The organism is Telmatospirillum siberiense (genome assembly GCF_002845745.1).
Lineage (GTDB): Bacteria > Pseudomonadota > Alphaproteobacteria > Rhodospirillales > Magnetospirillaceae > Telmatospirillum > Telmatospirillum siberiense.
Genome location: NZ_PIUM01000018.1, coordinates 25,666 through 45,555 on the forward strand (window position 1 = coordinate 25,666; position 19,890 = coordinate 45,555).

Consider the following 19,890-nt stretch of genomic DNA (forward strand, 5'->3'; position numbering starts at 1 on the left):
GTTAGTCGGCCCGTTCGACCTGGCTGACGTCGCGGACGGCCCCCTTGGACGCACTGGTGGTGAGCGCCGCATAGGCGCGCAGCGCCTGCGAGACCTGACGTTGCCGGGAGACCGGTTTCCAGGCCTTGGCCCCTTTGGCTTCCATGGCGGCGCGGCGGGCGGCCAGTTGCTCGTCCGTCAGTTTGACGCCGATCTTCCGGTGGGGAATGTCGATTTCGATGATATCGCCCGATTCGACCAGTCCGATGGCCCCGCCTTCGGCGGCTTCCGGCGAGACATGGCCGATCGACAGGCCGGAGGTGCCGCCCGAGAACCGTCCGTCGGTGATCAGGGCGCAGGCCTTGCCGAGATGCCGGCTCTTCAGATAGCTGGTGGGATAGAGCATTTCCTGCATGCCGGGACCGCCCTTCGGCCCCTCGTAGCGGATCAGCACGACATCGCCTTCCTTGACGTCGCCCCCCAGGATCTTGGCCACGGCCTCTTCCTGGCTTTCGCAGATCACGGCGGGGCCGGAGAACACCAGGTTGCTCTTGTCGACGCCGGCGGTTTTGACGATGCATCCGTCGAGGGCGATATTGCCGTAGAGTACGGCCAGGCCGCCATCCTTGCTGTAAGCATGATCGAGGTCGCGGATCACGCCCGTTTGACGGTTGTCGTCCAGGTCTTCGAAGCGGGCGGACTGGCTGAAGGCCTCGGTGGTTCGGACGCCGCCGGGCGCCGCCTGGAAGAAGGTTTTGACGGCGGGGGCCTTCGATTGGCACACGTCCCATTGCGCCAGGGCCTCGCCCAGGCTCGGCTTATGGACGGTGGGGACGTCCCGGTTCAAAAGGCCGGCCCGGTCCAGTTCGCCCAGGATCGCCATGATGCCGCCCGCATGATGCACGTCCTCGACGTGAATGTCGGCGACGCTGGGGGCCACCTTGCACAGGTGTGGCACCCGGCGTGACAGCCGGTCGATGTCGGCCATGGTGAAGTCGACACCGCCTTCCTGGGCGGCGGCCAGGAGATGCAGCACGGTGTTGGTCGATCCGCCCATGGCGATGTCGAGCGTCATGGCGTTTTCGAAGGCCTTGAAGGAGGCTATCGAGCGGGGCAGCACGGAGTCGTCGTTCTGCTCGTAATAGCGCTTGGCCAGGCTGACGGCCAGCCGGCCGGCTTCCAGGAACAGCTCGCGGCGGTCGGCGTGGGTGGCGACCAGGGTGCCGTTGCCGGGCAGCGACAGGCCGAGCGCCTCGGTCAGGCAGTTCATCGAATTGGCGGTGAACATGCCGGAGCAGGAGCCGCAGGTCGGACAGGAGGATCGCTCATATTCGGCGACGTCGGAGTCGCTGACCTTGTCGTCGGCGGCGACGATCATCGCGTCGATCAGATCGACGGCATGGACCTTGCCGCCCACCGTCACCTTGCCGGCCTCCATCGGGCCGCCCGAGACGAACACCGTCGGAATGTTGAGGCGCAACGAGGCCATCAGCATGCCGGGTGTGATCTTGTCGCAGTTGGAGATGCAGACCAGGGCGTCGGCGCAATGGGCGTTGACCATATATTCGACGGCATCGGCGATCAATTCGCGCGACGGCAGCGAATAGAGCATTCCGGAATGGCCCATGGCGATTCCGTCATCGACCGCGATGGTATTGAACTCCTTGGCGACGCCGCCGACCGCTTCGATCTCGCGGGCGACCATCTGGCCCAGATCCTTGAGATGCACATGGCCGGGAACGAATTGGGTGAAGGAATTGGCGATGGCGATGATGGGCTTGCCGAAATCGCCATCCTTCATGCCGGTGGCTCGCCATAGTCCACGCGCGCCGGCCATGTTGCGACCATGGGTGGAAGTACGGGAGCGATATTCGGGCATGACCGGAATCCTTGAAGTTCAACAGGAGAAATGTTCGCAGAACATAACGATATGACCGCCCGAGGGGAAGAGAAGAGACAAAATTTCGTCAAAGGGGCGCCGCGGGATGGAAGTCGTCAGAAATACCGTCTGACTTGCAGGCTGAGACTGCTGCGCGCTTTCGCGCCCTCAAAATCTGAATCGCCCTTTTTCTAAGCCCGGACCCTGGCCAGGAACGCCTCGACCTCCTGGCGCAGGGTCTGCACCGGCGCGCTCAGGTCGTTGGCGGCCCACAGGACGCGAATGGCCGAGCCGCAATAGCTGGCCGCCGACTGGGTGACCTCGACCACGCCATCGGCCACCGTCCGGCTGTCTTCGCTGACGATGTCGACGCAGTGTCCAATGCGTCCGGTGGCGGCGGACTGCCGGGTCATCGCCTCGTTGACCGAAGCGGTGATTTCGGCCATGCGACGAATGGTCGCCCCAATGTTCTCCACCATCTGCGCCGTACCGTCGGCGGCATGCCGGATCGAGTGGATCTGCTCGCTGATCTTGCCGGTGGCTTGCGCCGTTTGATCGGCCAGATGTTTGACCTCGCCGGCCACGACGGCGAATCCGCGGCCGGCTTCGCCCGCGCGCGCCGCTTCGATGGTGGCGTTCAAGGCCAGCATGTTGGTCTGCTGGGCGATCTTGGCGATCAGTTCGAGAACCACGCCGATTTCCCTGGCGGCAACAGTCAACTCCGCCACCCGGTGATCGACGTGTTGCAGTTCCTGTTCTCCGACCTTGGAAATCGCTGCCGATTCGCCGATCAGGCCGGTGACCTCGCTGATCGATCCTGCCAGTTCCTCGGCGGCCTCACGCGCCGCCCGGACGCTGTCGTCGGCCTTTACGGCCGCTTCCGCCACCAGAAGCGATCGGCTTTCGCCGCTGTGGCTGACGCGGTTGGCCATGCGCCGCGCGGTATCGGCGATGGTGAGCGTGCCGTGCGATACCTTTTCGACGACGCTGCTGACCGTGTTTTCGAACTGATCGGCGAGATCGGCCATGGCGGTGCGTTTTTCGGCTTCGGCGCGGCGCATCAGGGTGTCGTGATCCTTTTGCAGCGCCACCATGGCCAGGGCGTTTTCCTTGAAGACGCCGACCGCGCGGGCCATGTCGCCGATCTCGTCTTTGCGTTCGGTGCCGGGTACCGCCACTGCATGCTCGCCCCCGACCAGGCGGCGCATGGTCTTTTCGATCAGCCGCAAGGGGGCGACGATGCTGCGCGATAACATCAGCGACATCAGGAAGAAGGCGAGCAGAGCGAGAGCGCCCGCCATTCCGGTTTGACGTCCAATGGCCGCGCGGGTTTCCGTCTGTTCCTCGCTGGCCCGGGCGGAACCATCGCGGGCATAGCCGAACAGCGTACTGATCTGCGGTTTCAGTTTGTTCATATGCCCGCGCAGTTCATCGACCTGGATGCCGAGGTCGGTCGAGGTCTCGGCGAAGGCGGCCATGTCGGCGGTGTAGGTGGTGAGGAGAGTGCGGAAACCCTCGGCGGTCGAGGCGGGCAAGCCGGAGCCGTCGATTTTCAGATCGAACTCCATGCTGAATTTGCGATGTTTGCCGAGATGTTCGTCCCCGCCATAGAGCATGAAATCCTTCTCGGCCTGACGCATGCCCAGCATCTTGTTCCACAGGGCATCGAGATTGGGCCAGACCTTGAGTTCGTCCTCCATGGCCTTGACCGACTTGCGGAGCGCGCCGCGCAGCCCGGAATCCTCAGTCAGTCCCAGCTTTTCCTCGGTCGCCACCACGGTTTCGAACTGCTGCGACAAGGCCTCCAGTTCCTTGGACAGGACCTCGACGTCGCGCGCGACGGGCCGCGCGGTGGGCAGGACGGCCAGCTCCTTGACATAGGCTGTCATTTTTGCGGCGGAGTGGCGATGCGCTTCGGCCATCTCGGGTTGGCGCGTGCGCAGAAATTCCTGTTCAAGCGTCTGCATGGCCAGAGCCTCGGCCCGCACATCGGCGACCAGATCACCCTGCCGCCGGTAGGAGTCCTGCTCGGCCATGGCTTGCGAGATCTTGTGTTCCCCCTGTAGCGAAACCAGGCCGAAAACAGCCGCTGCGATCAACGCCACCAGCAACAGCAGATGCACGCGTCGGCCGACCGTGATGTTCGACAAAAGGGGGAAGCTTCCTTCCTGCCACATGCGCAGCCAGGTTGTTCCGGCAAGCCACTCGGTCCGCCTGGCGGCGGCCATGCCGCCCAGCAGGGAATCGACGGTGGTCGTTCGCGCGTTCTCGTTCATCGCCGTCATGCCCCTTGCCCGTCTTCGATCGTCATCAGGCTGTCGAAGCGTGCCGCCGCCAGAAGCCGTTTTACTTGACCCTGTGGAGCACGCAGGATGACGGGGCCGCTTTGGCTTTCCTTCAACAGCAGAAGCATGCCCAGTCCGGCCGAGTCGATGAATTCGAGTTGCGAGACGTCGATTCTGAGAGACCTCGGTTTTCCGGCGGTAAGGGTATCGACGATGGTCCGGAACCTTTCATTGCTGTCAAAGGTCAGCCGGCCGCGCAACGCCAACTCGTGCACAGTGCCGGTATCCCTGATGTCGTAATCCACGACGATACTCCGCGATTGAATATGCTTTGGTGGCAACGCGCCAAAAGCAACTGATCGGGGCCTAAAGTAAGCAAGTTGACCGTTCCGGCCGGGTGAAATTCGTTTGAAGGTTTTGTTTCATTTTTGTTTCAAATAAATAAATGTGATGCACAAGTCATGCTCCTGCAGCAATATCTTAAGATATTGCAAAATATATTTTTAAATCTACATTTTATTTGTATGTCGTTTATGTTTGTCGAATTAATTTTATTTTATATTCGTTTTCTGTGGGTAGCATTCATTTAATAGATGATTGCGATTGTATTTTCAACCAAGAATATTCAATCCCATATTGAATTAAATATTCTTGGAGACGGTGTGTCATATATGAAAATTAAACGGCAAAATCGGAAGCATAACGACGATTCTTCTAAGCAATATGCGAATTCATTGGAAATTTATTCTGTCTCATATATTAACGATCTTGTGTCTTGTCGCAGAATATCCTTATTCCGCATGGCAGATTAAAGAGACGGTTATCGAGACAGGGCTGTTCAGTGCTCATTTTTGTTGCCGTCATCCCCGCGAAAGCAGGGAATCCATGGTTGGGATAAACACCGTTGTTTCCCCGGGAGTGATACTCTCTCCATCAGCATGGACCCCCTGCTTTCGCGGGGGTGACGAAGAGAGAGAACGAGCACTGAACGGCCCTGGTTATCGAGAGCAATAAGCAGAAATTGAAAGCCGAGGCCGTTCAGGGCATCGCCAATGCCTCTCAGACCGTCGATGTTCATGCCGGCGAACTCGACAAGGAGGTGTCGGCGGTCGAGGCCGATCTGAACGCGGCGGGGCGCAAGGCGTCCTGACGAAAGGGGATTAATCGCTCAGTTCGCACCAGACCGGGGTGTGATCCGAACATTTCTCCCTACCGCGCGGTTCCCGGTCGATGCCCGAGGCGACCAAACGGTCCGCCGCTTGGGGCGACAGCAGCAGATGGTCGATCCTGAGGCCAAGATCGCGCTGCCAGGCACCTGCCCGGTAATCCCACCAGGAATAGCAGTGGGCCTCGGAGTGGAAGGCGCGGAAGGCATCGGTCAGGCCTAGGTAGAGCAGGCGGCGGAAGCGCTGGCGTTCCTCGGGATGGAACAGCACCTGGCCTTCCATGGCGTGGACGTCGAAGACATCGGCCTCCTCGGGCGCCACATTGTAGTCGCCGCCGAGGACGAAGGGTTCCTCCAGCTCCATAAGCCGTCGGGCCCGTTCTCGCACTGCGTCCAAAAAAGCCAGCTTGAACGGAAAACGGTCGGATTCGGTGGATTGGCCCATCGGGACATAGATCGATGCCACGCGAACGCCGTTCGCCAGCTTGGCTTCGATATAGCGGGCTTCGCCGCCGTCGCCCGCCATTTCCCGGACCTCTTCGATGATCGGCAGCCGCGAGAGCACTGCGACGCCGTTGTAGGTTTTCTGCCCCCTGACCGCCAGATGCCAGCCCAGGCTTTCCAGTTCCAGTCTGGGGAAGTCCGCGTCGACGCATTTGATTTCCTGCAACAGGAGCACATCGGGCTTGGCCGTTTGCAGCCAGTCCAGAACCGCCCCAAGCCGGGCCTTTACCGAATTGACGTTCCAGGTGGCGATCTTCAATATATTGATTCCATTATCGTTTTCAGACCAGTTTACAGTCAGCGTCCATTTTGGTTTTCAACGGTAATTTTCAAGCTTTTTGATTGCCGATATGGTTCGGACTTTCTGGCTGGCCTGCCTGGTATAGAGGGAAACCATCGTTGCCGATAGATGGCGCTTGAAAGCCCATGCTCGCGGTCTCAATATGTACATGACATGTACATGTACACGGAGTAACGATTATGGCAGCAACCGCACGATTGGTCGTGCAGATGACGCCGCAAGAAAAACGGGCGCTCGATAGCCGGGCTAAGCGGGCCGGGGTTCCTACTGCGGAATTCGTTCGACGCAGCCTTAATGCCTCGGACGACATCGGGGAGCATCGCGAGGAAATCGAGGCGATGTTGGCTGCTTTAGAAGCAACGGCACCGCAGGTGCTTCAATCGGTTGATACCGCCATGGCGTCGATCGCGGCAATGTCCGCAACGCTCGATACCATGAAAATCGAGACACAATCGTGAGCCTGGGCGACCGCGTCCTTTCCGGCCTGAAGACCATCGTGTTGATCGAGGAGCGTACCAGGGCGCTCGATGACGCATTGAAGGGGCTGCGGGCGAAGATCGACAACAGTCTCGCCGATCATGAGAAGCGGCTGACACGGCTTGAAACGATCGTGGAAATCACTCGCCCGGACGGTGGCGTTCTTCGGATCGCCACGTCTCCAGACAAATAGTCCAAGGGGAGGCCATGCCTGCTATCACCCCAACACCTCCCACTTTTGCAGCTAACGCCAGCTTGGCGCGCGAACAAATGGTACGGCGGGCGGCCACCGGTTGGAGGCAGGCTGACATTGTCGCGGACATTTATTGTTACTGAAAAATTTTTTCAGGGGTTGGTTCGGTGCCTTTTCCAGTAGTATGAAGTTGGCGACAGCCAGGAATAGATTGTTTGCGATCTTCGGTCCGTTGGTGGCCGGATTGTTATTGCAGACCAATCCCGGTCGTATCATGACTATATTATTTTTACAGTGGTCGGTGAAATAACAGCTTCGGTGGCCCTGCCGCGTGGGCTGATCGCTGACAGCAAGGAGAGCACGTTTGGTACAAGGCGTCATCACACATCGCCCACAATGGGCCCAGTACCAGTCCCGCGAAATGGCGGAGCCCAACGAAGCGGTACCCAACGAAGTCGCGCCTGGCGAAGTGGTGCCCGGTAATGTGGAGGTCAACGAAGTCGCGCCCAGTAATGTGGAGCCCAGCGCAGTGGTGTCCAGTGACGTGGTGCCGGGTGATCAAGTGGTGAGCGAAAGCGAGAAGCCGTCGGTGAAAGACAAGCTGTCGAAGGCTCCCGCGAAAGACTTGCCGGCCAGAACCAAGGGCGGAAAGAAGGGCGGGCAGATCGAAGTGAATAAGGACGGATACGTGGTTGCCATCAACGGGCGCCGTATCTTCTGACTTCCGGCGGGCACGGCAGGGAAGGGCCGTGCCGCATCCGACACTGATGTGCGATGTCAAGTCAACCGGCGGCGACTTCGATGAGAAGAGGGGGCGTTCAGGTTCGGGCTCTTGAGGGGATTTCCCTTTTGAGCCAGGTCTGGACGGCCGGTCCGATTTCCTCAAGCGTACTCATGAACCGCACACCCTCCATGCGCCGCAGGCGTGCCACGCCAAGCCCACCGGCCCAGATGTCGACGGCTGGATCAAGTCGGCTTCGCAGATCGCGCAGGTACTGCGCAGATTCACGTGCCGGATGGGCAATGCTGAACGACAGGCCGACGACATCGACGGCGCAGACCTTGACGGCGGTGACGATTTCGATCGACGGAGTCTGCGCCCCCAATCCGATGCAGCAGGCCCCTTCCAGCGAAAGCACCGCGTTCGCCATCAGCAGCCCCAACGTGTGAAGTTCTCCGGGCGCCGTTGACAGCACGACGCGGGGTGCCCCCGATGTCTCGGTGACCGTGCGGACTGCCTCTTGGAGGATGCCCCGCACCACCTCGGAATAGAGGTGTTCCTCGAACACCCGGATCTCGCCGCGCAGCCAAGCTTCTCCGACGATGACATTCAGCCGTGCGACTGTTTCCCGCGCGAACAGGGACAATCCTTGGCGGTGCAACTGTCCTCTCAAGAGGTATTCCAACTGCCTCAGATCGTGCCGGGCCAAAGTTTCAAGTAACCGCGTCGAAAAATTCGAAGACTTGGCCACCATGTCCGGCGTGACATTCTGGGCCAACTGCTCCAGCGTCGCCAAATCAAGACCGACCACCTTGCCTGGCCGCATGCCAGCGCCCAGTAACCGCCGGATCAGCCGCAGGGAAAGCACTTGTTTGGCTGAATAGAGGCGGTCGCCGTTCTCGTCCCGTTCAGGACAGGGAAAACCGTAACGGATCTCCCATTTGCGGGCCACTTCCTTGGAGATTCCGGTCTCACGCTCAAGCGCGCTTATCGGCACGGGCATACCGTGTCGCTCGACATCGTTCGGTTTCTCGGGGGGCGGCGGCATGGAGGATATCAATCAGGACACAACCATACCCTTATGATCCGTTCGTAGCGACAGAGCAAGGGGTAGGCTGGAAAGGATGAGGCTTGACCGCCGAACATATCCATTTTGTCCAGGCTATACGTCAATATAATGGACATAAAAGCAACTTAAACTCATAATGTCCATGACAAATAGCGGGATAAACGTTCGAAGGATGATGGGTGTCAATTGCGGTGCCAGGCCGTCGTCGGGACATCTGCCCCGCCGTCGATATGGTAGAAAAATTAAAGCCGCAACTTCCCTGGGGGGTGTGTTGAATGGCGATTATGGAAACGACCACCGTTCCGGCTGACCATTTGCTGGAAGCCAAGCGACTGCTGGACCTAATCAAACAGGAGGCACGCCAGCGTGATGATTTGGAGTTGATTGAATCGTTGGAGAAAACGGCCGCCATGGTGGGTGCGCTCCTGGCACGAGTCCTCAACTAAGGTCCCGCTAAATGACGCTGAGCGCCCTGGTCATTGCCGTCATCGCGGTCCCTGTTGCCGTCGCTCTGCTGCTGGCTGCAATGGTTGCATTTGGCACCGCGGCCCCTCCGAAGGCGATGGAGTCGATTGGCGCCCCCTTCAAGCAAATGGATTACCGTGATCTGCCCGCCACCGAATGCTGTCCGCTACGGGATGGGACGGACTTGGTCTATCGCTCTTATCTTGCCGCCGGCGACCGAGTGGCTGTGCTGATTCATGGTTCGGCTGGCAGTGGCAGCAGCATGCATGCGCTGGCCAAAGGTCTACAGGCCTCCGGCATCAGCGCCTATGCCCCGGACATGCGCGGTCATGGCGCAACGGGGCAGCGCGGCGATATCGCTTATGTCGGGCAGCTTGAAGACGATTTGGCCGATTTCATTGCGTTCATCCGATCGCGTCATTCGCAGGCGCAGGTGGCTTTGATCGGTTTTTCCTCGGGCGGCGGCTATGTGTTGCGGGTGGCGGGAGGGACGTTGGGAGGTTCGTTCGATCACTATGTGCTGATCTCTCCCTATCTGGGTCACAAGGCGCCGACCCAGCGACCGAACAGCGGCGGTTGGGTTGCCCCCTTCATCCCAAGGATCATCGCTCTGGTAACCTTGGAGCGAATGGGTATTCACCGCTTCGAAGGTTTGCCGGTCGTCGCCTTTGCCATTCAGCCGGGCATGGAAAAGATCCTGACGACAAGCTATTCCTATCGCCTTTCGCGGAACTTTCATCCCGATGCCGATTATTTGGGGGATTTCCGTCGGACGCCCAAACCGATGACCGTCGTGATCGGCGCGGATGACGAGACGTTTTATGCCGATCGGTTCGCCGCGCTCATACACACCGTCCGTCCAGATATTGCCGTCAGTGTCGTTCCCGGCTTGGGACATGTTGATATGACGGTGCTGCCACAAGGGGTGGCGTCGGTGGTTGAGGCGCTGTCGCCGCGATCGAACGCTTCCTTGGAAGTTGGACAAGCGTTGAACCTCATTGAAGCCGGATTGACCTGAGCCGCGGGGGACCGAGAGGCTATGGGGAATGTGGCTGCGTCGCCCGGAACGCATGCGCATCGGCATTATGGTGAGGATTTTTCGATGGACTCGTCCACCTCCAACGGCTTGGCCCAGCGCCACAGGGCATCGCCGGAAATCGGCATCATCATGAAAAAATGCTCGATGACGGCCAGGAAAAGGAGCGTCAAAAGCAGTGCCGTGCCGATCACCTCGAAGTCTTCGGCAGCGATTGCTCTCCGTCCAAGGCCGATCGCCGCCAAACTGGCGCCGAAAATAGATACGGGAAACAACAGGTTGAACCTGCGCGTTCGAAAATAGCTTTTCAAATATGCAAGCCGGTTCGGCAACAACGCCTCGGGCAGATGCGGCACTCCCAGGAAGATGTTCAGTTTGGCGCTGATCCGCATCACCATAAGGATCAGAAAGGCGAATGTTCCTGTCTGGTTCGGCGCGTTCCAGGTGAGAAAAACGACAGTGCAGGCGGCGGCGGCGATCGCCAATTCGTGATAAAGCAATGTCTTGAGCGCGAGCCAAAAACGCTGCCAACCTTCAGCATCGGCCGGGCAGGGAGCCATTCGCGGCCCCGTGACATAGCCCATGAGAAAGCTCATCTCGATCCATCCCCAAATGGCAATGGTGCACAGGAAAGACAGGTAGGTGCCGAGGACGGTGGTGGTCTGCGCAGTTTGGGCCAACCCGTAGGCAGCCAATACCATCATCAGAAATCCGCCACCCAGACTCCAACCGAAAGTCCGTTTCGGCAACGCGCAGAGCCTCACGATCACTCCCGTGCTCAGCCACCAGAGGAAAATGGCAAAGATGCAGGACAGCCCATGTCCGAGCATGGCGGGTGATGTCATCGCCCGGCCTCCGGATGATCAAGAAAATGCAGGAATACGCTTTTGTTCCTGGCGCCATACTGGCCAAGATTGACTCGTGCGCCAGTTGCGGGGTCGCCGAATGTCAGTTTGTTGTCCGGCCAGACTGCCAGTTCAAAGACCGGTTCCGCCCGAATGCCTCGTTTGGTCCGCTCAAAGGTCAGGCCGTTCAAGACGGTTCGAATGAATCCTTCGTTTTCGGCAAGCTGCGCCAGTTCAATTCCGGTCCGTGCGTCAAAAACACGGACGTGACCGCCATAGGCACCAAGGCCGTCGTTGACGTCGATAAAGCGAAGTTGTCGAGCCTCGATTGGGGCGGCGTCAGAAGCTGCCGCAGTCGGTGGCTGGAAATGGTTTTTCAGTTGATGGATGCCCACCCCGACCACTGTGGTGAAAACGAGCAATCCGGCGCCGACCAGGGCGGAGGGCGGAAAGGAATGATCGTTAAGGGAACGCATGGCGTTATCTCCTTCTCGGTCCGGAGCGGCGGCCCACAATCGGAAAATTGTCGCGTCATTTCCGAGGGCTCATTTGAAAGATCCCCCGGACAGAGTCCGGGGGTAAGTTTTGAAATATTGAAGAAGGATGCCAATGCACGTTTGGGGAAACTTACATCATAAGTGATTTATCCATATGTAATTTTGATCTATATTTTATAAGTGTCAATAAAAATTATTATTATATTTATTCATTTGTATTATGTTGTATTTTTTATGAAAATATGCCGTTGGCAACTTGGGGCGTGTCAAGCGAGGGGGCGCCGGCAATTGGGGCCGCTGGGGAGGGGGGACCTGCTTCGCTTGCCGCAGAGATCCCTCCTGGGGCAGGAACCGTGGAGGCGCCGAGCGCGGCATGCAGGGCACCACTCAGAACCTCGGCGACGTGTCCCGCATCGGAAACCGACCGTAACATCGGCTCGGGGGTCTGGAAGCGCCAGGGGCGGGCATGGGGCCACAGACTGCTATAAGAGATTCGGTTGCGGCCGGTCAGTGAAAGCGGAATGTCACCGGCGCCATTCCGGTCGAGCCTCAGTTGCGCGGCCCCGATCACGCTAAAGGGAATGTTGATCGCTGTCGGCAAGGCAATCCCGACCCGTAAGACGACCCGGCGATTGGTGATCGTATAAATCGTCGTCTTGCTGCTTAGCCACCCCAGAAATGTGAGCAGTCCCAGCCCGATCAGCGCGATCGGCAATGGAGACAGAATTGCTCTGAACAATCCCGTGCCGGTTTCCATTACCTGCATGGCGGCGTGGCAGGCGATGAGGACCCCGAAATAAACGGCCACTACCCGGATGTGAAACACCCGCTTGGTGAGGTCCCACCATAGAGGGGAACCCTGCCAGAGAATTCTTTCCCCGACGGGAAGTCTCTCTGGCAGTCCCGGGATCGGTTCGCCCTGAAATTCATCGTGGCTCCGTCTCATAAGAGAGGCTCCACCCGGTCAGGTGTGGCGTAAAGGAACCCGCCGCCGTAGTAAGCGACGATTCTTTCTTCCTCATAGAACGTGATCTGATCCGGCTTGGCGATTTTCGGAACGTCGGCGAATTGGGCGGCGGTGATCGCCTCGACATCCACCAGATGCCGCCTTTTGTCGATCAGGGCGACGGTGATCGGCAACAGCACGCTGGCTTCCCCATCGGCTAAAGTCACTTCGATATAGCGGACCATTGATTCGGCCCGGTCGACCCAGATGTCCTTGACGACCCCAGCCTTTCTTCCGTCGGTTCCCAACACGGACCAGCCGCGGATGTCGGGATCTCCGTCGGCGATGGCGAAGTTGGCGGCTACGCTGATAGGAACGATTTTGGGCAGTCCCTCGAAGGTGAGATCCGGCACTTTAGCTCGCTCGGCAAAGGCGGCCGGCCCGACTCCGTCGATCATCGGATTGCCGGTGGGTTGCAGCGGTGAACCGGGAGTAATGCTCGTCCGCTGGGCGGCGACGTCGCGATTGTCGCGATTATCGTTGGGCACCGTCAGTTCACCACCGCCGAGCGGCAAGCGGAAGGTTTTGGGGGGGGCGGTGAACAACAGTCCGCCGGCCGGGCGCAGTTGCCCGCTTCCATCTTCTTCGAGAGGGTAACCCTCGCGGCGATCTTCGCGGCGAAGATAAATAATCAAGATGCTAAACAGGGCCCAGAAAACATAAATGGAGACCAGAGAAAAATCGATCCCGGAATGCGTATAATCCATGACGTCCTCCTCACGCGGGGCGACTAGGTTGGCAGTCGCGCCAAGCCTAAATCGTCGGAGCGGGATAAGCGGTTTTTGCTTGAGTGACGGGCCAACGGGCCGATCGCCACCAGACCGGCCAGGAGCAGCAGAATTTCAATTTGATAGACGACGCCGTATCCTGTGGCCGGACTGACCAGGGCCGCCCCGAGACTGCCGCGCAGGGCGAGGAGGGAGACGACGTCGCGGATCAGCCCGGCCAGGCCGATGGCCACACCGGCTCCCGTTGCCTGCACCGCGCCCCAGGCGCCAAGGGCGAGACCGCTGTGTCCGCCGGACTCCAGATTCATCGCGGCGGTTAAAGTCCCGACCGCGAAGAGGCCAGCGCCGAAGCCGATCAGGATTACGCCCAGTCGGAACAAAAGGGGCGAGTCGAGCGGAGCGGCGAACAGGACGATGGTAAATGCCGGCAGTCCCAACAGAAGGCCGTGGGCGGCGAGTCGGCAAGGATTGCGTCCCCTCGTCAAAGCGCCGGCCGCGAGAGCGAACGCGGCCAGGGCGCCGCCGGCCATCAAAGCGGTGAGCAAGGTGGTCTGGGCCACGCCCAAATGGAGTATTTCGCCGCCATAGGGTTCGAGCAGCGTATCTTGCATGGCAAAGGCGACCGTGCCGAGGCCGAGCGCGACGAGAAATCGCTTGGTGTCGGGAAGCGTCGAAAACATACGCCAGGACGCCTTGAAATCCGGCAGACCGTCGCCGCCGCGGACAGTGCGCGACGGATCCCGTGGCTCCTGTTTCCACAGCGCCGCGACATTGGCCAGCATCGTCAGAGTGGCCGCTCCCTGGATGACCTGGATCAGCCGCAGTGGAGAGAAATCGGCCAGCAGAAGGCCAAACAGAAAACCGCTGACGACGACTCCGATCAGCAGCATGGCATACATCAGCGCCACCACCCGTGGGCGGACCGAATCGGGGGCCAAATCGGTGGCCAGTGCCAGACCGGCGGTCTGGGTCATCTGCATGCCGGCCCCGATCAAGAGAAAGGCCAGGGCCGCCGCGACCTGTCCGAAAACGACCGGGGCGCCGTGGTCGCCCGACAGGACCAGCAAGGCGAAGGGCATGATGGCCAGTCCGCCGAATTGCAACAATGTGCCGAACCAGATGTAAGGCACGCGCCGCCAGCCCAGTACCGAGCGATGGGTGTCGGATTTGAAGCCGATAAGGGTGCGGAACGGGGCGACAACAAGCGGCAGGGCGACCATGATCGACACAAGGGAGGTCGATACGCCCAGTTCGACAATCATCACCCGGTTGAGGGTCCCGATGGTCAGAGTGATGGCCATTCCCACCGTCACCTGGAACAAAGACAACCGTAAAAGTCTGAGCAGTGGCAGATCGCTGGTCGCGGCGTCGGCAAACGGCAGGAACCGAAGGCCGATTCGTGTCCAGATTTTCCCAGCTCGGTTGCCCTGTTCCCTCATCTGCGCACCAATTCAATGGCTTGAGACATATAGAATCCGCAATTGATGCGTTCGTTCCTGCCGATCCGCCAATCCTTGAGACCCGGCTCGCTTTCGATCTGCCGGGATAACGCCGCCATGCCTGCCGGCATGATGGCCGGGGCGCGGTTGCTGCGGGGAAAGACCCGTCCGACAGCGTGCATCAGGGTTAAAGACGGTGTGCGGGGCGCAACCGTGAGCAGGATCGAATACCGGGTTTGTCCGGCAAGCCGCGCCAGGATGGCGACGGCATCCCTGGTCTCGTAATGGATCAGCGAATCCATCGCGACGACATGGTCCAACGTACCGCTGCCCGGCTCCAACATATCGCCGACGCGATAGTCGATGGAACCGCCATCGAGATCGCTTGGAGTGCGTCGGCGGGCGATGTCGATCAGATTGGCGGCGATGTCGATTGCGATGACCGCACCGCCGCGACGGGCCATTTCAATGGCGAGCGTTCCGGTCCCGCAACCGGCATCCAACACCGTCTTTCCCATAAGATCGGCCGGTAACCAATCCAACAACAGGCCGTGCATCCGCTCGCGGCCTGCCCTGACCGTGGCGCGGATCTTTCCGACCGGCGCGTCGGACGTCAATTGTGTCCAAGCTTCCAATGCCGTGTGGTCGAAATAGGCCTCCAGACGGCTGCGGCGTTTTGCAAAGGCGGTCGTCGGCATCAGTCGAACCCCAAAAAATCGAAGATCTTGCGATCTTTCATGGGTGTTGCGTCATAGAACGTGCCATCGGTCAGTAAAGACTGGGCGAGACGAAGATATTCTCTCAAGACGCCATCGAGTTCGGGTGAGGCTGCCATCTCGAAAAGCGTCGATTTCTTGAGCCGCGATTGACGGATGACATCGAGCGCCGGGAAATGGGCGATCCGTTCGATGCCGATTTCCGCGTTGAAGCGGTCGATCTGGTCGGTCCCGTCGCTGCGATTGACGATGACGCCACCCAGGCGGACATCGTAATTTTTCGAACTGGCCTTGATGGCGGCGACGATCCGGTTCATCGCAAAGATCGAATCGAAATCATTGGCGGTGACGATCAGCGCGCGTTCGGCATATTGCAACGGAGCGGCGAAGCCGCCGCACACCACATCGCCCAGGACATCGAAGACGACCACGTCGGTTTCTTCGAGAAGGTGATGTTCTTTCAGCAGTTTCACCGTCTGGCCGACGACATAGCCGCCGCAGCCGGTGCCCGCCGGGGGGCCGCCGGCTTCGACGCACATGACGCCGTTGTAGCCTTCGAAGACGAAATCCTCCGGGCGCAGCTCTTCGCCGTGAAAGTTTACCTGTTCGAGGATGTCGATGACGGTGGGGATCAGTCTTTTGGTCAGGGTGAATGTCGAATCATGCTTGGGGTCGCAGCCGATTTGCAGAACCCGTTTGCCCAGTTTGGAAAAAGCGGCCGAGAGATTCGACGATGTCGTAGACTTTCCGATGCCGCCTTTGCCATAGACGGCAAAGACCCTGGCGCCATCGATCCGCAAGTGCGCCGCGAGATGGAACTGGGGACGGTTTTCCGTCACCGCCGTTTGGGCTAGTCCTCCGGACAGATCAGAAACAGTCAATGCGGCGTTCCTCATCATGTCACTCCATCGCCATCATGACGCCCTCGAGCCGATCCTCAATGTCGTCGCCGGCGTCGCGCAGGGCCTGCAATGTGGCCGAATCGGGTGTCCAATATTTGCGTTCGTAAGCTTCGATCAGGCGATTGGCCATGCGGGCCGAGGCCTTGGGGTTGAGGTCGACAAGCCGGTTGCGCATCGCCTCATCGAGGACGAAGGTTTCGCTGATACGCTGATAGACCCAGGGGGCGACCTGGCTGGTGGTGGCCGACCAGCCCATGGTGTTGGTCACCTGCGCCTCGATCTGGCGGACACCCTCGTAACCGTGGCGCAACAGCCCGTCATACCAACGCGGATTGAGGGTCCGGGTGCGTGTTTCCAGCGTGACCTGTTCGGCCAAGGTGCGGACCTTGCCTTCACCTTGCGTCCGGTCGCCGACATAAACCGCGACGTCGACACCCTTGGCGCGGCGAACCGCGCGGCTGATTCCTCCCAGGGTGTCGACATAATGATCGATGGTGGTGATGCCCAGTTCGAGAGAATCGAGGTTCTGGTATGCGAGGTCGGCTGTTTTCAGTGCGCAGCCAAGCAAGGCCGGCTGTTTGCTGGCTTTGCCGGCCCGGCCATAGGCGAAACATTTTCGGCTTTCGTAGGCATCGGCGAGTTCATCGCCATCGACCCAGCAGCCGGCGTCGATCATCTGATTGACGTTGGCTCCATAGGCGCCGTCTGCATTGGAGAAGACCCGGAGCGCAGCCGTCTCCAGATCGCAGCCCAATTCGGCCTGATAGGCCAGGGCATGCTTGCGGATGAAGTTCATTTCCAGTGGCTCGTCGGCACTGGCCGCCAGGAAGGCCGCGTCTGCCAGCATTTTGGTTTGAAGGGGCAGCAAATCGCGGAAAATACCGGATAAAGTGGCGATCACGTCGATCCTGGGCCGTTCCAGGTCTTGCAGGGGGATCAACTCGGCACCGCAAAGGCGTCCATAGCTGTCGAAACGCGCCTTGGCGCCCATCAGGGCCAGCACTTGAGCGATGGGTTCCCCCTCGCTTTTCAGATTGTCGGTTCCCCACAATACGAAGGCGACGGTTTCCGGCAGTGGAGCACCTTCTTTTCTATGGCGATCAAGGAGGTATTGCGCCTGTTGCACGCCGTTGCGTTGTGCCGAAGCACTGGGAAGTCCGAACGGATCGAAGCCGTGCAGATTGCGCCCGGTGGGCAGGATGGCCGGCGTGCGCAGCAGATCCCCACCGGTGACCGGTGGCACGAAACGTCCGTCAAGTGCCCGCAGAACCGCCAGTATTTCCGAGTCCTTGGACAAATGGCCATTAATGACGGCGAGTTCGCAGAACAGGGCCATGCCGGCCGAGGAATCGGTCAATCCGCTTAAGGCGGCGGCACGTTTGGGCGGCATGCCGGCAATCAATGCTTCGATCGCCCGGCGATGGGGGCGCAAACCGTGGTGCGCGTCGGCCATGGCGAGGAGGAGGTCGGCACGGGCCTCGGGCGAGGGCGGTTCGCCGATCACATGCAATCCTTCGGGAATCAGAGTCTGTTCATAGTCGTAAAGACGGGCGGACAGGTTGGAGATCCAGGCATCGTTGTCTGCCGCCGTGTCTTCGATCTCGTCTCCAAGGTCAAGGAGGGCCGCCTGTTCGCGGATCAACGCGGCTTGTTCGGCCCGATCCTCCGGCGACGTTCCTGGGCTTGCACGCCAGTGTTCGATGGTGGCCTTGAGATCGAGAAGTCCTTTATAAAGCCCGGCTCTGGCAATCGGCGGGGTCAGATAGCTGATCAGGGTGGCCGCGGCGCGGCGTTTGGCCAGAGCGCCTTCCGATGGATTGTTGGCGGCATAAAGATAGAAATTCGGCAGGTCTTGGATCAGCCGATCGGGCCAGCAGCTCTGCGATAGCCCCACATGTTTGCCGGGCATGAACTCCAAGGCGCCGTGCGTACCGAAATGAAGCACGGCATGGGCGGCGAAATCTTCTCGGATATAACGATAGAATGCCGTGAAGGCGTGGGTTGGTGCGAAACCGCCCTCGAACAACAGGCGCATCGGATCACCTTCGTAGCCGAAGCCGGGTTGGATCCCCACGAAGACATTGCCGAACCGCTCTCCTTGCACGAACAGGCTGTAGCCATCGGACAGTTGGCGTCCGGGTGCGGCGCCCCATTGCCTTTCGATGGCGGCAAGGTGTGGTTCGCGGCGGACATGATCGTCCACCGGAATCGTCATATGAACGTTGGCGTCGGTGCCGAACAATCCCGCGTTGCCGTTAAGCAACCGCTGACGCAGTGCGGTCACATCGTCGGGAACCTCGACGTCATATCCTCCGTCCTTGAGTGCCGTGAGGATGTGATGGAGGGATTCGAAGACCGATAGATAGGCCGCGCTACCGGTCGCCCCGGCATTTGGTGGAAAATTGAAGAGAACGATGGCCAGCTTGCGGTTTCGCCTGGCGGTCCGGCGCAGGGCGACCAGTCTGGCCACACGGGCCGCCAGCATGTCGGCGCGCTCGTCACAGGTTTGCATCTGGTGCCCGCCCACCGCGCTTTCGGACCGGCCACCGAAGACGGTCGGTGCAATGGCGCCGTCCAGTTCGGGAAGCGAAACCATGATGGTGGCCTCGACCGGGGTCAGGCCGCTGGTGGAGGCATTCCAGGCTTCGATGGTCTGAAATTCTACCGGCTGCGCGGCGATGTAGGGAACGTCCATCCGCGTGAGGATCTCTTGTGCCGCTTCGGCGTGGTTGTAGGCGGGGCCGCCGACCAGGGAGAACCCGGTTAGTGAGAGGATGGCATCGACGGCCGGTCGGCCCTGGGAGGTGAAGAATTTTTCGATCGCCGGCCTTGCGTCGAGGCCGCTGGCGAACGCCGGCACGGTGCGCAGCCCCTTGCTTTCCAGCGCCCGAATGACTCCGTCATAATGCCCCTTGTCGCCCGCAAGGACATAGGACCGCAAAACCAGAACGCCGACCGTGCCGGCTGAGCCCGGAACGGTTGCCGGCAGCGCTTCGAGGCGGTCGCTGACGCCACCCGTGATCTCCGGATGGTAGAGTCCCACTTCTGGGTAATCCACGGGAAGAGCCGCTTCGATGGTTCCTCGCAGGCCGCGCCGCGCGCCGTCGGCATAGCGGTTGACCAGAAAGCGAACCATATTGTCGAGATTGGCCTCAGACCCCGCGAGCCAATATTGCATGCACAGGAAATAGGCCCGCACATCCTGGGCCTTACCGGGAATCATCCGGAGGATTTTGGGCAGACGGCGAAGCATCGCCATCTGTGCCGCACCGGAACTCGGGAGCTTGGCGCCATTCTTCGCGGAGCCGCGCAGCTTCTTCAACAGGGCCAGCGTACCGGTTTGCGGGGCGTCGGCGCGGAAAGCGCCCATTTTGGTCAGTTTGACCGTTTCGGCGGCTGACATGGTGACGATCATCGCGTCGCATTGCTCCCGCCTCGCTTCCAGGGCGGGCAAAATGGCCCGGATATGGTCCTCCATGAACAGCATGGTGACGAAGATGATGTCGCCTGTGGCGATATCGGCGCGGCAGCTTTCCAACGCGAGCGGATTGTTCTCCCATTCGGCGGTGGCGTGAAGCCGGAGCGACAAGCCGGGGTATTCGCCGGACAAGATGTCTGAAACCTGGGCCGCAACGCGTGCCAGATGACGGTCGAGGGTCACGATGACAACGCGCATGGGCGGC

Annotated in this window: 19 protein-coding genes; 6 read left to right on the forward strand and 13 right to left on the reverse strand. The window is 60.0% G+C overall.

Features of this window, described 5'->3' with window-relative positions; genetic code table 11:
- Position 1 precedes the first annotated feature (1 nt).
- The 3 genes from ilvD to CWS72_RS15265 form a co-directional block, all read right to left on the reverse strand.
- Positions 2 to 1,858: a dihydroxy-acid dehydratase gene (gene ilvD, locus CWS72_RS15255; RefSeq protein WP_101251485.1), complete on the reverse strand. Its 1,857-nt coding sequence runs from the start codon at positions 1,856 to 1,858 to the stop codon at positions 2 to 4.
- 191 nt (positions 1,859 to 2,049) lie between these two features.
- Positions 2,050 to 4,134 (reverse strand): methyl-accepting chemotaxis protein, encoded by a 2,085-nt coding sequence (locus CWS72_RS27835; protein WP_158240671.1) that lies wholly within the window; start codon positions 4,132 to 4,134, stop codon positions 2,050 to 2,052.
- 5 nt (positions 4,135 to 4,139) lie between these two features.
- Positions 4,140 to 4,448, reverse strand: a complete 309-nt coding sequence (locus CWS72_RS15265) for an STAS domain-containing protein (RefSeq protein ID WP_158240672.1) — start codon at positions 4,446 to 4,448, stop codon at positions 4,140 to 4,142.
- Between the two features lie 716 nt (positions 4,449 to 5,164).
- Here CWS72_RS15265 and CWS72_RS28625 point away from each other — a divergent pair.
- The gene (locus CWS72_RS28625; RefSeq protein WP_274540604.1) at positions 5,165 to 5,293 is read left to right on the forward strand and encodes a hypothetical protein; all 129 of its coding nucleotides are present in this window, start codon (positions 5,165 to 5,167) and stop codon (positions 5,291 to 5,293) included.
- 10 nt (positions 5,294 to 5,303) lie between these two features.
- On the opposite strand, the gene xth is transcribed toward CWS72_RS28625, so the two are convergent.
- On the reverse strand, positions 5,304 to 6,071 hold the full coding sequence (xth, locus tag CWS72_RS15270; protein ID WP_101251488.1) for an exodeoxyribonuclease III: 768 nt from the start codon (positions 6,069 to 6,071) through the stop codon (positions 5,304 to 5,306).
- Between the two features lie 221 nt (positions 6,072 to 6,292).
- On the opposite strand from xth, the gene CWS72_RS15275 reads away from it, so the two are divergent.
- The 3 genes from CWS72_RS15275 to CWS72_RS15285 all read left to right on the forward strand — a co-directional run bounded on the left by CWS72_RS15275 (position 6,293) and on the right by CWS72_RS15285 (position 7,504).
- Entirely contained in the window at positions 6,293 to 6,571 is a 279-nt protein-coding gene (locus CWS72_RS15275; RefSeq protein WP_146002767.1) for a plasmid mobilization protein, read from the forward strand.
- Positions 6,568 to 6,783 carry a hypothetical protein gene (locus CWS72_RS15280; RefSeq protein ID WP_101251490.1) on the forward strand — a complete coding sequence of 72 codons (216 nt, stop codon included), beginning with the start codon at positions 6,568 to 6,570 and terminating at the stop codon, positions 6,781 to 6,783. The genes CWS72_RS15275 and CWS72_RS15280 overlap by 4 nt, the downstream gene beginning before the upstream one ends.
- Positions 6,784 to 7,147: 364 nt before the next feature.
- Positions 7,148 to 7,504 (forward strand): hypothetical protein, encoded by a 357-nt coding sequence (locus CWS72_RS15285; RefSeq protein ID WP_146002768.1) that lies wholly within the window; start codon positions 7,148 to 7,150, stop codon positions 7,502 to 7,504.
- Between the two features lie 97 nt (positions 7,505 to 7,601).
- Here CWS72_RS15285 and CWS72_RS15290 read toward each other — a convergent pair whose 3' ends face one another.
- Entirely contained in the window at positions 7,602 to 8,507 is a 906-nt protein-coding gene (locus CWS72_RS15290) for a MerR family transcriptional regulator (RefSeq protein WP_158240673.1), read from the reverse strand.
- Positions 8,508 to 8,848: 341 nt separating this feature from the next.
- Here CWS72_RS15290 and CWS72_RS27840 point away from each other — a divergent pair, with 341 nt between their 5' ends.
- Together CWS72_RS27840 and CWS72_RS15295 are read left to right on the forward strand one after the other, a co-directional pair.
- Entirely contained in the window at positions 8,849 to 9,019 is a 171-nt protein-coding gene (locus CWS72_RS27840) for a hypothetical protein (RefSeq protein ID WP_158240674.1), read from the forward strand.
- Positions 9,020 to 9,030: 11 nt separating this feature from the next.
- Positions 9,031 to 10,056, forward strand: a complete 1,026-nt coding sequence (locus CWS72_RS15295) for an alpha/beta hydrolase (protein WP_101251493.1) — start codon at positions 9,031 to 9,033, stop codon at positions 10,054 to 10,056.
- 65 nt (positions 10,057 to 10,121) lie between these two features.
- Here CWS72_RS15295 and puhE read toward each other — a convergent pair whose 3' ends face one another.
- From puhE to CWS72_RS15335, 8 genes are all read right to left on the reverse strand, one after another.
- Positions 10,122 to 10,919 (reverse strand): putative photosynthetic complex assembly protein PuhE, encoded by a 798-nt coding sequence (gene puhE / locus CWS72_RS15300; protein WP_101251494.1) that lies wholly within the window; start codon positions 10,917 to 10,919, stop codon positions 10,122 to 10,124.
- Complete coding sequence (gene puhC / locus CWS72_RS15305) at positions 10,916 to 11,395, reverse strand: photosynthetic complex assembly protein PuhC (RefSeq protein ID WP_146002769.1); 480 nt, start codon at positions 11,393 to 11,395, stop codon at positions 10,916 to 10,918. The genes puhE and puhC overlap by 4 nt, the downstream gene beginning before the upstream one ends.
- A gap of 253 nt (positions 11,396 to 11,648) precedes the next feature.
- On the reverse strand, positions 11,649 to 12,362 hold the full coding sequence (gene puhB, locus CWS72_RS15310; protein ID WP_101251496.1) for a photosynthetic complex putative assembly protein PuhB: 714 nt from the start codon (positions 12,360 to 12,362) through the stop codon (positions 11,649 to 11,651).
- Positions 12,359 to 13,129 carry a photosynthetic reaction center subunit H gene (gene puhA / locus CWS72_RS15315; protein ID WP_101251497.1) on the reverse strand — a complete coding sequence of 257 codons (771 nt, stop codon included), beginning with the start codon at positions 13,127 to 13,129 and terminating at the stop codon, positions 12,359 to 12,361. Before puhA ends, puhB begins: the two co-directional genes overlap by 4 nt.
- Before the next feature lie 23 nt (positions 13,130 to 13,152).
- Complete coding sequence (locus tag CWS72_RS15320; protein WP_101251498.1) at positions 13,153 to 14,589, reverse strand: MFS transporter; 1,437 nt, start codon at positions 14,587 to 14,589, stop codon at positions 13,153 to 13,155.
- Positions 14,586 to 15,287, reverse strand: coding sequence for a magnesium protoporphyrin IX methyltransferase (gene bchM / locus CWS72_RS15325; RefSeq protein WP_101251499.1), 702 nt, complete (start codon positions 15,285 to 15,287; stop codon positions 14,586 to 14,588). The genes CWS72_RS15320 and bchM overlap by 4 nt, the downstream gene beginning before the upstream one ends.
- The gene (gene bchL / locus CWS72_RS15330; protein WP_338056195.1) at positions 15,287 to 16,144 is read right to left on the reverse strand and encodes a ferredoxin:protochlorophyllide reductase (ATP-dependent) iron-sulfur ATP-binding protein; all 858 of its coding nucleotides are present in this window, start codon (positions 16,142 to 16,144) and stop codon (positions 15,287 to 15,289) included. Before bchL ends, bchM begins: the two co-directional genes overlap by 1 nt.
- A 61-nt stretch (positions 16,145 to 16,205) precedes the next feature.
- A complete protein-coding gene (locus CWS72_RS15335; protein ID WP_241911742.1) occupies positions 16,206 to 19,883 on the reverse strand; it encodes a magnesium chelatase subunit H in 3,678 nt (1,225 codons plus the stop codon).
- Between the last annotated feature and the right edge of the window lie 7 nt (positions 19,884 to 19,890).

Bases quoted from the DNA above. Each gene is read 5' to 3' on its own strand.
- puhB (WP_101251496.1), bottom strand. From the start codon at position 12,362: ATGAGACGGAGCCACGATGAATTTCAGGGCGAACCGATCCCGGGACTG.
- CWS72_RS15335 (WP_241911742.1), bottom strand. From the start codon at position 19,883: ATGCGCGTTGTCATCGTGACCCTCGACCGTCATCTGGCACGCGTTGCG.
- CWS72_RS15290 (WP_158240673.1), bottom strand. From the start codon at position 8,507: ATGCCCGTGCCGATAAGCGCGCTTGAGCGTGAGACCGGAATCTCCAAG.
- puhC (WP_146002769.1), bottom strand. From the start codon at position 11,395: ATGCGTTCCCTTAACGATCATTCCTTTCCGCCCTCCGCCCTGGTCGGC.
- CWS72_RS27835 (WP_158240671.1), bottom strand. From the start codon at position 4,134: ATGAACGAGAACGCGCGAACGACCACCGTCGATTCCCTGCTGGGCGGC.
- puhA (WP_101251497.1), bottom strand. From the start codon at position 13,129: ATGGATTATACGCATTCCGGGATCGATTTTTCTCTGGTCTCCATTTAT.
- CWS72_RS15295 (WP_101251493.1), top strand. From the start codon at position 9,031: ATGACGCTGAGCGCCCTGGTCATTGCCGTCATCGCGGTCCCTGTTGCC.
- bchM (WP_101251499.1), bottom strand. From the start codon at position 15,287: ATGCCGACGACCGCCTTTGCAAAACGCCGCAGCCGTCTGGAGGCCTAT.
- CWS72_RS15320 (WP_101251498.1), bottom strand. From the start codon at position 14,589: ATGAGGGAACAGGGCAACCGAGCTGGGAAAATCTGGACACGAATCGGC.
- puhE (WP_101251494.1), bottom strand. From the start codon at position 10,919: ATGACATCACCCGCCATGCTCGGACATGGGCTGTCCTGCATCTTTGCC.
- ilvD (WP_101251485.1), bottom strand. From the start codon at position 1,858: ATGCCCGAATATCGCTCCCGTACTTCCACCCATGGTCGCAACATGGCC.
- CWS72_RS15275 (WP_146002767.1), top strand. From the start codon at position 6,293: ATGGCAGCAACCGCACGATTGGTCGTGCAGATGACGCCGCAAGAAAAA.
- CWS72_RS27840 (WP_158240674.1), top strand. From the start codon at position 8,849: ATGGCGATTATGGAAACGACCACCGTTCCGGCTGACCATTTGCTGGAA.